Source organism: Heminiphilus faecis, assembly GCF_008728965.1.
In the GTDB taxonomy this organism is placed as follows: domain Bacteria; phylum Bacteroidota; class Bacteroidia; order Bacteroidales; family Muribaculaceae; genus Muribaculum; species Muribaculum faecis.
The window spans coordinates 13,399-27,601 of the sequence record NZ_VSMC01000018.1 but is presented as its reverse complement, the minus strand read 5'-3'; the positions used below and the strand labels follow the sequence as shown (position 1 = coordinate 27,601).

Sequence of the window (14,203 nt, the reverse complement as noted above, 5' to 3'; positions counted from 1 at the left end):
TTGATAATCACCTCTGTAAGAGGTCTAAATGCGGAAAGATAAGACATGAATTGGCGGAAAAGTGCAAAGTATTTATTAACGTAGAATCCTTCTTATTTTGTAAGAGTGTGAAAAGACAAAAGTCGACACCAATCGACAAACGTCCGATTTATTGCCCGTTCTCATCCGTTTCTTTACTCTGAGCCGTCACTTTGTTGTGACCCGGCAGGGGGTATTGATTATGCGTCGGCCTTTTGGGGTCGGCCGGTTGTATCGTCTGACTGTTTCAGGCGTGACAGCCATTGTTGTGCAAAATAGTAAAGAACAAACCAGATATAATCTAAAGATGAAACGAACGATTTTACTACTGTTGATAGTGCTCTCGACAGGGTTGCTTCGGACAGTTAGAGCGCAGGATGTCGCGGTGAAGACCAATCTGCTCTATGACGCATTGCTGAACGTCAATGCCGGCGTGGAGGTGGGACTCGCTCCGCGGTGGACCTTAGATGTATCGGCCGACATGAACTTATGGACCGTCGGCGACCGTAAGTGGAAGCATTGGCTGCTTCAGCCTGAGGCAAGCTATTGGTTCTGCGACCGTTTTGCCGGACATTTTGTCGGTGCCCATTTGCTGGGCGGTCAGTACAATGCCGGTAACATACACAATTCACTCAACTTCCTCGGTACCGACTTCTCCGTACTTACCGACCACCGTTATCAGGGGTGGGCTGTCGGAGCAGGATTGGCTTACGGCTACTCTTGGATAATAGACCGTCACTGGAATATCGAGGCCGAGATAGGACTCGGATGGGTCTACACACGCTATGACGTGTACCCCTGCGCCAATTGCGGCACCAAAGTGGCCTCCGACAAGGCCCACAACTATGTAGGTCCTACCAAAGCGGCCATAAATCTAATTTATACCTTTTAAATCACTTCGATGAATATGAAACCGATCATTTCAATCGCAAATATATTGTGTTTCGCTATGTTGCTTTGCGGTGTGCCCTCGGCTGTGGCGCAGACCATAATGGACGGACGCGTAACCATGCGCGATGTAGCGGTGTCGCGCAACAACGATAAACTGTTTGTGTCGATGGACATCGATGTCTCGACACTCGATGTGTCAACCAACCGCGAGGTTATAATCACTCCGCGACTTACTGCCGGAGCCGACACTCTCGACCTGCCGGCTGTAATGGTAGCAGGCCGCAGCCGCTACTATCATCATCTGCGCAACGGTGTGCAGCCCTCTGATACTGAACTTTACCGCAGCGGCAAGACCTCCGTTATAAAGTACCGCACCGTGGTGCCTTACGTGGCTTGGATGGGTAAGGCCGTTTTGGGTGCCGCCAACGAGACTTGCGGCTGCTGCAGCGAGTCACTTGACGGTGGCTCTGCACCGCTGCTGGCGCTCGATCTCGAGCCGAAACACCCGAAGAAGTTCGCTCCCGAATTTATTTACGTTCGCCCAGAGGCCATGCAAAAGATCAATGTGCTTGAGGGCTCGGCCTATATAGATTTCCCTGTCAGCCGCACCGAGATCTATCCCGATTATCGCCGCAATCCCGTCGAGTTGCAGAAGATAATAGCCACAATCGATGCCGTACGCAACGACTCCGACTCGCGCATCATAGAGCTGACCATAAAGGGTTACGCTTCGCCCGAGAGTCCGTATTCCAACAACGAGCGTCTCGCCAAGGGTCGTACAAAGTCGCTAAAGAACTACGTGCAGCAACAGTATTCGTTTCCCGAGTCGATCATATCGACCGATTACGAGCCTGAGGACTGGGCCGGTCTTGAGCGTTATGTGGCCTCATCGTCGCTCGCTGCTAAAGACGGCATCCTTGCTCTTATACGCACTGATATGGACCCCGACGAGAAGGAGGCCAGAATCAAGCGCAATTATCCGGTTGACTATGCTTTCCTGTTGAAGGAGGTTTATCCCGGTCTTCGTCATTCTGACTATGCCGTCAAGTATGAGGTGCGCGCCTATACCGACATTGATGAGATCAAGCGTCTGATAAAGACGCAGCCCTCTAAACTGAGTCTTAACGAGATGTATCTTGCCGCACGCGACATGGTGCCCGGTAGTGCCGAATTTGAGGAAACCTTCGATATAGCCGTGCGCATGTATCCCGATGACCCCGTGGCCAATCTTAATGCCGCCAATGCCTCTATGCAGGCCGGCGATATGAAACGGGCGCAACGTTACCTCGATAATGCCGGTTCATCGCCCGAGGCAGGATATGCCCGCGGTGTCTATGCGGCCATATCAGGTGACTATGACAGTGCGCTGAGGCTTTTTGTCGAGGCCGAGCGCCGAGGTGTAGCTAAAGCCACCGCTATGATAAAGCATATAAACGAAATAAAATAAACAAAATCATTATATATCTATGGAAAAGAAATTTTGGAGCAAATCGTTTCTCGCACTTGCCGTGGCCTCCATTATGACAGGCTGCAGCAGCGACAGACTGACAGGCGATGAACCTTCACCGGTACATCCTAATGATGCAGTATATCTTAACATTGTGGCCAAACTACCGACCGGAAACAACGGCGGCCGTAGCGAAACCGATCCCAAGCCCGGCGGCGGAAGCACCGGCGGAGTGGAAGTAGGTAGCGATGATGAAAATCGCGTGAACAACATGATGCTTGTCTTTACTGACAACGATGACCTGATCATAGCTTATGGAGAACAGGACGGATCGGCTACACCTGAGAACGGAAAGACCAATCTTGTCAATTCTACCCAGAAAATCGACAAGTCGACACTGGCCGCATATTACGGCGGTGAGGACGGTGTGCTCGACGAGCAACGTCAGAAAGTGAACGTATGGCTGTTCTGCAATCCTACCGAGCGGCTTAAAGCTATTGTTGCCACTGCTTTTACCGCCCATGACAAGAAGTGGATCGATGAAGTGTGCACCAACATCGAGACTCCTGATGCCGGCTCGGCTTCGAACTCCGCTATATGGGGCGGTCCTGAACACAAAACCGGCTTCCTTATGACTTCGGCCGTAGCTGTGGTCAAGACACTTCCGAAGACTTATAAGGACTGGGAACACCACTCGTCTCCTTCTACGGCGTTCAAACTTTCGGGTAAAAATCATGAAGACGGTGACTCTGACAGTCAGATTGATAATAGCGGCGCTATTAAAGTGGAGCGTAGCGTGGCCCGCTTCGACTTTCGTGACGGCAGCCCCAAAGGTGCAAACACTTACGATGTAGTCACTGAGGGTGGAAAGACTGCTCTGCAGATACAGCTTCAGAAAATGGCTCTTGTCAATATGAGCAAGAACTTCTACTTCCTGCGCCGTGTATCGGACGACGGTATGGTTCCCGGTGCCAACAATGCCGGCGCTAACTATACTGTCGGAGGTCTGGAGTATTTCAACAGCGACGATGACTGCAATTATGTCGTAGACACCGATGCCGCAGCAAAATCCGACGGCTCCATCATCAAAAACAATACCTTTTCCGATAACTTCAACTTCTGCCTGTTTAATATAAGCGATAATGGCGCCTTTATCAATGAGATGGCTCGTAACCAGTGGTATACGTCGGTTATAACCGATGTCCTTGGCGGCCGTGAGGACAATGATGAAGGCTGGACGCCCGGTGATAACGTGGTGGCGGGCTACCATGTATGGCGCTATGTGACCGAAAACACTATACCCGGACCGGTGGCCAATCAGCAGGTCGGCATTACGACCGGAGTGGTGTTCAAGGGTAAGATGATTGTACCCGACGGCATTACTGGCACTCTTGCCGATGCTGTAAAGAATGCGGAGGGCAACTCTCGTCAGGATCCCATTCTGTACACTTATGCCAACGACATATACGTTACTTGGACCGAGGTACGCGCTGCAGCTCTTGCTGCCGGAAAGGGTAGCGACATGTACAAGGCCGCTTTCGGTAATCCTGCAGGAGCCAACGACCCTGCTGCCGGCGATACTCCCATATACAGCAATGACCCTGCCTCGCCCGACTATAAGTGGAATATATGGCATAATGACAAGAAAGCCAATGACAATCCTACTCTGCTTGACTTCAAGAAGGCTGCCACCGCCTGTGACTTCACGCTCTATGAGTCGAGCCGTGATGACAAGTACGGTCCCGGATACTATTGCTTCTACTTCTATTGGAACCGCCACAACGATAACGGCAACAACGGCGTCATGGGACCCATGGAGTTTGCCGTCGTGCGCAACAACGTATATAAACTTGCGGTGACCAACATACGCCGTCTCGGTCATCCCCGCGTGCCGGAGAATGATCCCGATCCCGTTGATCCCGAAGATCCTGACGAAGAAGGCAACGTTTACTTCGATGTTCAGTCCGAGACTCTTCCTTGGGTTGTACGCGTAAATGATATCGAATTTTAAACTTATCCAAACATGTTTGGCAAGAGATTAACCGTATTATCCCGGCTTATAGGTGCGATGTGCTGCATCGCATCTATGGGCTTTGCTTTCACGTCGTGCGAGAGTCTGTACGAAGACCTTGACCCGTGCCCCCATGGTGTCAGGCTCCGCTTCGTATATGACTACAACATGGAGTGGGCTAACGCTTTTCCAAAGCAGGTCGACTGTCTGTCGCTGTTCATTTACGACAATGATGGCAATTTCGTGGATAAAAAGACAGTCACCGGAGCCGAGCTTCAGGATGAATCCTACCGCATGACCCTCGATCTCGAGCCGGGAAACTATCAATTCGTGGCTTTCGGAGGACTTGCCTGTGACAAGGCCGCCTTTTCACTTGTTAAAGAGCCCGCGCCCGAAAGTCGCCGTATTGACTTGAGCACGCTCATGCATCTTGATCGTGTATACTCGCCGCAACCTGCCGAACGACGTCTCCATGACATGTTCTGGGGTGAGCTGTCGCTCGCTACGTCCGACCTCTACACCGAAGGCACGGTAAAGATGATGAAGAATACCAACAACATCCGCGTCGTACTTCAGCAGGAAAAGGGCGGTACGGTGCATCCCGATGACTTTGACTTCTCGATTACCGACTGTAATTCGCTCTTCGGCCATGATAACGATCTTATCACCGACGGCGTGGATCCGGTGGTGTATACGCCGTGGGCTACCGGACAGGCGCAGACCGGTGTGTCAATTCTCGGCGACGAGGTGGTGCCGCAGCCTGTGACTGTGGCTTATGCCGAGATGAGCACATCGAGGCTTATGACCAAAAACACTCCGCGTCTGCTCATAACACGTAGCGGCGACGGAGCCACAGTCATCGACTTTCCGCTGATAAAATATCTGGCGTTGCTCTGTAGCGACCGCTACAAGCAGCCTCCTTACAGTATAAAGTCGACGCAGGAGTATCTTGACCGTGAGAGCGACTATACTCTTTTCTTCTTTCTTCGCACTGACGGCACTTGGCTCAATACGCGCATCGTGGTCAATGACTGGGTGGTGCGTATAAATGATGCGGAGTTTTAAACACTTTGATATATACAATCAGTTCTGATTATATTCTTGAATGAATCGGTTGATGACATATTTTATTAAATCGGTGTCATGCACGGCAATCGTTCTCTCTGCGGCCGCTTGTTCCGGCTCCTATGATGAACCGCAGGCCGTCGGCGATGACGACATGGTCACACTGTCGCTCCACACAAGGGCTGTTGACGCCGACCTGTCCGACGCTGCCTCTGACATTGAGAAACTCCACAGCCTGCGTGTGGTCATACTTAGCCGTAAGTCAGTTGCCGAGCCGTGGAGGGTCGAGCATAACGACTACCAGTCGTTTGCAGGCGCCGTGAAGCTCTCCGACACCCGCAGTTATGAAGTGAAACGCAATACTCAGAAGCGTATTTACTTCATAGCCAACTGTGAGGACTACAAAATGGCGGCCGGCGGCAATCAGCTTGACATAAAGCTCGGGGCCATGTATCTGCCCGGCGATGACGGACTCGCACCGGTCGACAAAGCCGTTTTCAGCCTTCCCGCCGATCAAAGCGCCATTGCCTCTCTTCCCATGAGCGCCGTCTATGACTTCAATGTCACTGACAAGGAGCGCACCGAGGTTACGTGCTACATAGTCCGTACGGTCAACAAGCTGTCGCTGAGCGTCGAAAACCGCACTGCCGATCCGGTGAACTCCGATGCATCCGTGGCGCCTCAGAAACGCACCATAAAATTGCTCGGATGGCGGCTTGACCCTATAGCCGGCTGCAACTACCTTATGCCGCGTGTAAACCGTCACGGTTCTCCGGCATCTTACTGGGTCGCCGATACCGACCGCAAGACCGCAGTGGACCTTTCTGGCCGGTGGATTGACTGGATGGTAGAGGAGGTGAAGAAAAAAACGGAGGATGACATACCCGTTTATCAGTGGATGACCGATTACACTCTGCCCGACGGAGCGCTTCCCGATGCGTTTGACTACAGTTACGCCGATGCTCCGGTTATCGGCTACGCCGCCGGCTCCAACACATGGACGGCACCGAAAGCCGTATACATCCACGAGAGCCGCAATCAGGCTCTTGACGACGACCCTCTCATGCTACAGCAGTATATGCTTACTCTGTTTACCGAGGAGTTGCCTGAGGGTGAAGTCGACACCCCGGCCAATTGGGTGAAGCGCGAGTACACCGGTGTTATGCCGCAGCTGGCCTCGCTCTTCCGCGACACCCATGTTGTAGTCAATGTGTCGATAGGACGCTACTATAATATAATATTGAATGTCGAGGAGCAGCCCTATGCTTACGAGAACCTCGATCCGGAGTTTGGTCTTGATCGCGACCCCAACGGCGATATAAATGGTCCGGAACCACCGCAGAATCCCTGACCCATGACTGTTGTGTACACATTGTCGATATGGACGCCGGTTCGTCACGGTTTCCGAGGTTGCATTACGTCCGGCATGGCACGGCATTATGCACAGTGTTCTGCATATTTTGAATAAAAACAAATAATAACCAGCATGAATTGCTTCAAAACCTTTATAAGCTTCGCTACGGCTGCCGCCACCGCTTGTATGGCATCGCTTATGTTCGTATCCTGTGAGGATGACTTCCGCGACGATTCGCTTTTCATCCCCGAAGGCATCGGCACTATATCATTGCAGATGGAGTTTACTCCTATGTCCGAGGGACTCACCGGCAGTCGTGCCGCGGAGTCAAATGCCAAGGGCGACGCCCTTAACGGCATCGTCGACATGTGTGTGCTCTTCTACGACAAAGGCGGCAATCTGCTCGATGACTACATCTATTACTACAATAAAGAACAGGCCCAGAAGCCCGTCGATCTTCCCGACTCGCACTTCTTCTACGGCGTTGACCGCTTCAAGGATGTGCCCCGCGACCCCTCCGACGCTTCCAACGGCAAGCTCGCGCAGGACAAGTCAATGAGCGGACGGTTTGACGTTATCAAGATACCTTACGGGCAGTATTACATAGTCGGCGTGGCCAATCTCGGCAATGCCAAGTCCGACAAATATTCTGAGGCCACCACAACTTACCACGAACTGTTTGTTGATGCAGAGCGCAAAGAGGCTGTAAAAACTATCGACGGCCTGCGTGGTCTGCGCCTTGAGTGGGATGCTTCCTGTCTTGCCAACAACGCGGAGATGTTTGGCTGCTTCACGACCGACCAGACTTCGCGTGAAGCCTCTTCGTTCTTCTCCGGAGCGGACCTGCCATCCGTAGTTGTCAACCGCGACGGCATGCAGTTGAAGTCTTGGCTACGACGGGCAGCATCAAAGCTCACCATAGCCTTTGACGGATCTGACCTGCGCGACAATATATGGATTCATCTCAAGTCGGCGGCCATAAAGGACATTCCGGCCGGGTGCGACCTTGGCCGCAAAAGTTGTGTTACAAAAACCGACAGCCTTCTGTCGCGTCCCGCCGAGGAGCATCAGGTCGGCCAATATCTTGACTATACCCGCGGCTTGCCGGCTGCCGATGGCGGCAAGTACAACACCGGTTGGTATACTATAGTGAAGGGGCGTAAGTTTCCCTCGAAGGATAACGGCAGTCTTGCCGAAGATGACGAAAACCTCCGTGATCCTCACACCCCCGATGAGTTGTCGCTGTTCTTCTATGAAAACATGCAGGGCCTCGGCAAGGACAAGCGCCAGTATCCTGAACTCGACGGTGACGGCAATCCTACCGGCGCGGTAAAGGATGACGATATACTGAAAGATGACAAACCCTGCGGCACATATGTCGAGGTAAAGGCTTTCTATCGTTCGCGTGACGGCGTGGTGAGCAACGGCGACATAACATACCGCTTCATGCTCGGCAAGAACGTCATAGACGACTACAACGCCGAGCGCAACTACCACTACAAGCTCACCCTGCATTTCAACGGCAAGGCCAACGACTATGACTGGCACATAGACTATAATGAAGAGCCCGGCATCAAGGTGCCCATCCCGTACTACTACGTGCCCTACATGTACAATCAGTCCATGGTTTATCCTGTCACCATAATCGGTGAACTCGAAGGCGACCTCGAAGCCGAGATAATCCGCTCCGACTGGGGGCCCTCTACCCTTGATAATCCCGGCGAAATAGTTGCAGGTCTGGAGTATTATAGCGATACCGCTAAGGTTGTAGGTAATGGTCCGTGGCATGGTTTTCTGTCTCTTCGAATGGCTCCGCTTGAACCCGGTACTGATCGTGGTCGTAAGGCTTCTGTCGGTAAGGTTTCAGGTATTGCTAAAGAGTATAAATATAATCAGTCTCTATCTGATGGTCAATACAATGGAATACCTTATAATAAAGCATATTGGATAGGAGAGGGTGATCCTTCTTTAAATGAAAAAGTGAATCATCGCGGTCATCGGTTTTATAATGTTACTAAAACTCCGGTTTCGGGTCGTAGCGATAATGCTAATGATGACTTTGCCAATGACGGTGCTTATGAAGTGTCTACTACGACAGTCAATGGTGTGAAGCATACCACATTTCATATCCCGTTGTATTCCCGTGAGATAAATCTTATCAAGACAGCCGGTTACCGCGGCAATAATCCCTATATGGGCTATTATCGTTATGCCGAGATTAAGTTTACCGCAACTGTTGACGGTAAAAAGCAGTCGATTGTCGCCAAAGTGCTTCAGGTGCCGCGTATTGTGAACCCGAAGGGCATTTATCGCAGTTGGAATTGTACCGATCCGTTTAATGTCCATCTTATGCGTCTTGACTCGGAGGATGATGTGGACGGCATGAGCTATGTGCCTGTCATCTCGACGGGAGGACCGTGGAGTGCCGAGATTGAGTATATAACCGATGGCGGTGGTTGGCTGTCTGTCGGCGGTAAGACTGCCAAAGGCGACAGAATTGAAGGATATACTGACAGTGAGATTCAATTTGATGTCAAATTCTTGTCGAAATGCGCTAATAAAGAAGCCGTGCGTTGTGCTATTATAAAAGTATTGTACCATAATTATACCTGTACCCACCGTATAATGGTGCGGCAGGGCTACGCGCCTGTGGCTATGGCTACGGGGTCAAATACAAAGTGGCATACTTGCAATCTGCAGTATGCGATAAAGAACGGCGACGGTTCATTCTTGGGACATGAATATGAGTATCCGCGTGGCGAGGGCTCTATGTTCAAGTGCGGTAACCTGTTGGAGGCTATTGCTTCTGTCAACAATAAGCGTGATGCACGTTACAAGAGTTATCCTGACGGACAGAGCGCCTACTACCTTGCTCCATATGACCTCAGTCCCGATAAAGCTGATAAGCCTATGGCTAAGTGGGAAGATATAAAGTCCGATATACCGGCTGTATTCAAGGGCGTGACGTTGGACGTCAACGGCAAAACGTGTCGTGTACCGAAATACGAGGATTTTGAGAATCTGCGCAAGGAGTGCGACTTCGGAGCCGGAGTACTTTATGGCGACGGAGCCACACAGACACAGACCGATGTTGTCAAGGCTTGCGGTTATGCCACTTATCTGGACATGAGTGAACGTCAAAGTTACGGCATGCGTGGATGGTTTGTCTATAATGTAGGTAAAGATGGTCTTAACCTGTTTTTTCCGATAGGTGTTTCCGGCAACGGTCACCGTAAAGATGGCTCAAGAAAATCGGGAATGAACCATATATATGAGCCGGGAAATGCCCGTGGGGTATTAAGATATGCCGCTCGAGCCGCCAGAATGCCTGATGGAGCCGGTAACTTTGCCGAATATCGCCCGTTGTTGTATACGATGTATACTCAGTTTGGTGCTACATACTGGGTAAGTGGCGATGGAGAAGAGGTCGGCACTACTTCTGGAACAACGGCATGGGATATCAATTATACTACATTTGATTTCAATACGTATAGTAATGATGCTACTGCATTGTTTGGTGACTCGGATGCCGCATTTATCAGGCTTGTCGAGGACTGATATGCTTAGCGAGGAGGGCCTGCTTCGGGTCCGCTCCGCAGGCCGGCGAAAAACGGAGTCCGAACGGACTCATGCTATTGTTAGCCGGGGACAAGACGGCCAACGGCCGGCACAGTCTCTGGAAAAGAGGAAAATAAAGTAAATCCCCGAGCCTGTAAAGGCTCATGACTATCCGGACCCGCGCAACTATCGGGGAGACAAAACGATATAAATCAATCTCATGATTGGTGTTAAAAGAAAGCGTCGTGATGACGCGATTGTGTGTAAATAAATGTATTTAGGAGTATTGCGATGATTATCAATTCCTAAATATCAGTCTTTGTGAAAAGACTCAATGTAATACTTATGTTCTTTGATGCCGTGGGTTCCGCCCCACGGCTTTTTTATTTTCACACGTACGTTGCATGCGCCGCGTCATTCTCCGCCGAGACCTGCTTCGGTCTCTTTAAGAAGGGCCAGTTTGCGGTTGTAGTATCCTGATGTCATGGCGAGGGTGTGTATGTCTGGGTTGTCAAGGCGCTGCTCTTCTTCGCGCACTTCGCGTATCATCTGCTCCCTGACGTAGTCTTGCAACTGATGCAACGGGCGAGGTTGCGATATGCGTTGTCCTCCGGCCACCACCTGATGCTGCAGTTTTTTGAAGGTACACCCGAGGTAGTCGAGGGTTTGCCATGGGCGGTCGGCACATACAAGCTCCGGCACCGCGCCGTTTACTGGTTCGCCGTGGTCGGCTATCAGTTCCGCTATGCTTTTGCCGTCGGAGTCATAGACTCTGTAGAGGTCCTTGCGTCCCGGGTTGGTTATTTTCACCACATTGTCCGATACCTTTATCTTAGGCACCCAACGTCCGTCCTTTTCAAGTGCGGTAAGTTTATATACGCCGCCGAATGTGGAGTCGCTCTTGGATGTGATAAGCCGTTCTCCGACACCGAAAATGTCCACACATCCGCCCTGCGATATTATTGACCTTATGTTGAACTCGTCAAGACTGTTTGACGCCACGATACTGCAGTCTTCGAGTCCTGCCTCGTCAAGCATGCGGCGCGCTTCCTTCGACAGATAGGCTATGTCGCCTGAGTCTATGCGTATGCCTTTGAGTTTCTTCCCGGCCGGAAGCAGAATGTCGTGGGCCGCCTTTATGGCGTTGGGCAGTCCCGACTTTAACGTGTTGTAAGTATCGACGAGAAACACCGAATTGCTGCCATAGACCTGTGCATAAACCTTAAACGCCTCATACTCGCTTGCAAACGACATGATCCAGCTGTGGGCCATGGTACCCGTCACCGGTATGCCGAACATCTTGCCTGCAAGCACGGTGGCGGTAGCCTCCACGCCCCCTATGTAGGCCGCGCGGGCGCCGTATACCGCCGCATCGGCGTTGTGGGCGCGTCGGGCGCCCATGTCCGATACCATGCGTCCTTGGGCGGCGCGTACTATACGGTTGGCCTTCGTGGCTATGAGTGACTGATGGTTGATCTGCGACAGCATGGCTGTCTCTATTATCTGCGCTTCGATAAGCGGTGCCACAACAGTCACCAGCGGTTCGTTGGGGTATACCACAGTGCCCTCGTCGACGGCATATATGTCGCCCGTGAAACGGAATGTGGCGAGATAATCGAGAAATTCTGCAGTGAAGAGTCCGAGCGACTGCAGATAGGCTATGTCGTCACCGTCAAAGTGTATGTGCTCCACGTAGTCGAGCGCCTGTTCAAGCCCGGCGAAAATGGCGAATCCCCCGTCATCCGGATTGGAGCGGTAAAAAAGATCAAATACTGCCCGGGTGTCCTTGGCTCCGGCCGTGAAATAGCCGTTGGCCATGGTGAGTTCATAAAGATCCATCATCAGGCTGAGGTTGCGAGGGCTGAAAAGTGTAGTCTGCGCTGTCATTTCGGAGTCTATATATAGTTGTTTGTTATAAAACGGACCATACTGACCCTATTGTTCATTAAAAATGTGTAGTTTTGTATAATTATGACACTGAATATTGAAAATATGGTGTGCGACCGCTGCATTATGGTTGTGGACAGTCTGTTGCGGCGGCTTGGCTATACTGTGAGCAGTGTTACCCTCGGCAGTGCGCAGATAGCCGAGAGCCTTGACAGTGATGCGTTGGCGTCACTTGCAGGAGAACTCCATAATCTCGGCTTCGAACTTATCGAGGATGCTGCCAAACTGACGGCGCAGAAGGTCAAGACACTGCTAATAGGACTTGCGCGCTCCGGCTCCGGTACAAGACTGAAACTGTCGGCTTGGCTCGAGGAGCGCACCGGTGTCGACTACCGTACTCTCGTCAGTGCATTTTCAGCGGTCGAGGGGCGCACTATAGAAAATTACTTTATCAGTCAGAAAATAGAATATGTCAAGGAACTGCTCGACTACGGACGTCTTACTGCCTCCGAAATAGCTTACCGCACTGGATATTCGAGTGTGGCCCACCTGTCGCGTCAATTCCGTGCTGTTACGGGCATGACCGTCACGCAGTATCGTCTCGGCGGCCGGCGTCGTCCCCTTGACAAGGTATAGCATGATGCAACATATTTGAAAAATTGTGTAACATGTTTCAGCCACATGTGTCGTAACTTTGTACCGTAAATAATAGTAATACTGTTGCAGATGGATATTTTCAACGCTTTCATAAACATGCTCAACGAGATGTCGCCATACATACTGTTGGGGCTTCTCATAGCCGGACTGCTTCATGCCTTCGTTCCCGCACAAGTCATGAGCCGTCATTTGTCGGGCTCCGACTGGCGTGCGGTGTTCAAGGCAGCCATGATTGGAGTGCCGCTTCCGCTATGCTCGTGCGGAGTGCTGCCTACTGCAGTGGCAATGAGGCGCAACGGTGCTTCGCGTGCGGCTTCAGCCTCGTTTCTTATATCGACGCCGCAGACCGGTGTCGACAGCATAGCTGCCACTTATTCGCTGCTTGGTCCGGCCTTTGCGGTGGTCCGGCCTGTAGCTGCTCTTGTCACGGCGGCAGTAGGAGGATGCCTTGTAGGTGTGTCGGAGAAGCATGACGACCGCGATACTGACGGGGCTTGTCCTATAGCCGGTTGCGGAGCCGGTGCGGAGTCGCAGCCGGCAGGTTTTGGAGCCCGAATGAAAGAGGCCTTGTACTATGGTTTCGTGCAGATGGTGCAGAGCATAGGTAAGTGGCTCGTGCTCGGACTTGTCATAGCCGCGCTCATCACCGTACTTGTACCGCAGGACTTCTTCGTGTCGCTCGGCGACCGTCCGTTACTGGCTATGTTGGTGGTCGTAGCCATAGCGGTGCCGATGTATGTCTGTGCCACCGGATCGATACCCATAGCCTTGTCGCTCATGTTGAAGGGGCTCTCTCCGGGAACGGCGCTGGTGCTGCTTATGGCCGGGCCCGCGGCCAACTTTGCCTCGATTGCCGTCATCTCCCGTACTATGGGGCGCCGCAGTGCCGCCGTGTATATATCCTCGATTGTACTGGGTGCCATAGCATTCGGATTGGCTATAGACTATCTGCTGCCACGCGAGTGGTTTGTAGGTCCTCTTGCCGCAATGCCCAACGGCGCCTGTCATGTCGGCGTCTCATGGTTTGACACCATGTGTTCGGTCATACTTGCTGGCTTGCTGATTACCGCATTTGCATTAAAATTCTACAATCGCAGACATCAAACAATAACAACTATGAGCAAAGAGTATAAAATCAAGGGCATGAGCTGTGCCCACTGCAAAGCATCGGTAGAGAAAAACCTCGCCCTTATACCGGGAGTGACCTCGGTCGTTGTAGACCTTTCCGCCGGCATAGCCTATGTGGAAGGTGACCACGACCCTGCAGCCGTCATGGAAAGAATCAAGTCGCTCGGCTTCGATCCTCTTCCGTAAT

Annotated in this window: 9 protein-coding genes; 8 read left to right on the top strand and 1 reads right to left on the bottom strand. The window is 51.7% G+C overall.

All coding sequences use genetic code 11. The annotated features are described in order from the left end of the window. The first annotated feature begins 325 nt into the window (after positions 1–325). From FW767_RS08770 to FW767_RS08745, 6 genes are all read left to right on the top strand, one after another. Positions 326–910: a DUF3575 domain-containing protein gene (locus tag FW767_RS08770; RefSeq protein WP_121699687.1), complete on the top strand. Its 585-nt coding sequence runs from the start codon at positions 326–328 to the stop codon at positions 908–910. Positions 911–925: 15 nt separating this feature from the next. Then, a complete protein-coding gene (locus FW767_RS08765) occupies positions 926–2,356 on the top strand; it encodes a DUF3868 domain-containing protein (protein WP_121699706.1) in 1,431 nt (476 codons plus the stop codon). A gap of 19 nt (positions 2,357–2,375) precedes the next feature. Next, the gene (locus FW767_RS08760) at positions 2,376–4,367 is read left to right on the top strand and encodes an Mfa1 family fimbria major subunit (RefSeq protein WP_121699688.1); all 1,992 of its coding nucleotides are present in this window, start codon (positions 2,376–2,378) and stop codon (positions 4,365–4,367) included. A gap of 12 nt (positions 4,368–4,379) precedes the next feature. Continuing rightward, on the top strand, positions 4,380–5,432 hold the full coding sequence (locus tag FW767_RS08755; RefSeq protein ID WP_121699689.1) for a FimB/Mfa2 family fimbrial subunit: 1,053 nt from the start codon (positions 4,380–4,382) through the stop codon (positions 5,430–5,432). A 40-nt stretch (positions 5,433–5,472) separates the two neighbouring features. After that, the gene (locus FW767_RS08750) at positions 5,473–6,783 is read left to right on the top strand and encodes a hypothetical protein (protein ID WP_205523876.1); all 1,311 of its coding nucleotides are present in this window, start codon (positions 5,473–5,475) and stop codon (positions 6,781–6,783) included. A 135-nt stretch (positions 6,784–6,918) separates the two neighbouring features. After that, entirely contained in the window at positions 6,919–10,344 is a 3,426-nt protein-coding gene (locus tag FW767_RS08745) for a DUF4906 domain-containing protein (RefSeq protein ID WP_121699691.1), read from the top strand. Positions 10,345–10,758: 414 nt separating this feature from the next. Here the strand turns inward: FW767_RS08745 and FW767_RS08740 are convergent, their stop codons facing one another. Then, entirely contained in the window at positions 10,759–12,231 is a 1,473-nt protein-coding gene (locus FW767_RS08740) for a nicotinate phosphoribosyltransferase (RefSeq protein WP_121699692.1), read from the bottom strand. Positions 12,232–12,315: 84 nt separating this feature from the next. On the opposite strand from FW767_RS08740, the gene FW767_RS08735 reads away from it, so the two are divergent. Next, positions 12,316–12,867, top strand: coding sequence for a helix-turn-helix domain-containing protein (locus FW767_RS08735; protein ID WP_121699693.1), 552 nt, complete (start codon positions 12,316–12,318; stop codon positions 12,865–12,867). A 90-nt stretch (positions 12,868–12,957) separates the two neighbouring features. Next, a complete protein-coding gene (locus tag FW767_RS08730) occupies positions 12,958–14,202 on the top strand; it encodes an SO_0444 family Cu/Zn efflux transporter (protein ID WP_121699694.1) in 1,245 nt (414 codons plus the stop codon). The last annotated feature ends 1 nt before the right edge of the window (position 14,203 follow it).

Coding starts and splice junctions, on each gene's coding strand:
- FW767_RS08730 (WP_121699694.1), top strand. CDS start 12,958: ATGGATATTTTCAACGCTTTCATAAACATGCTCAACGAGATGTCGCCA.
- FW767_RS08750 (WP_205523876.1), top strand. CDS start 5,473: ATGAATCGGTTGATGACATATTTTATTAAATCGGTGTCATGCACGGCA.
- FW767_RS08770 (WP_121699687.1), top strand. CDS start 326: ATGAAACGAACGATTTTACTACTGTTGATAGTGCTCTCGACAGGGTTG.
- FW767_RS08740 (WP_121699692.1), bottom strand. CDS start 12,231: ATGACAGCGCAGACTACACTTTTCAGCCCTCGCAACCTCAGCCTGATG.
- FW767_RS08765 (WP_121699706.1), top strand. CDS start 926: ATGAAACCGATCATTTCAATCGCAAATATATTGTGTTTCGCTATGTTG.
- FW767_RS08745 (WP_121699691.1), top strand. CDS start 6,919: ATGAATTGCTTCAAAACCTTTATAAGCTTCGCTACGGCTGCCGCCACC.
- FW767_RS08760 (WP_121699688.1), top strand. CDS start 2,376: ATGGAAAAGAAATTTTGGAGCAAATCGTTTCTCGCACTTGCCGTGGCC.
- FW767_RS08755 (WP_121699689.1), top strand. CDS start 4,380: ATGTTTGGCAAGAGATTAACCGTATTATCCCGGCTTATAGGTGCGATG.
- FW767_RS08735 (WP_121699693.1), top strand. CDS start 12,316: ATGACACTGAATATTGAAAATATGGTGTGCGACCGCTGCATTATGGTT.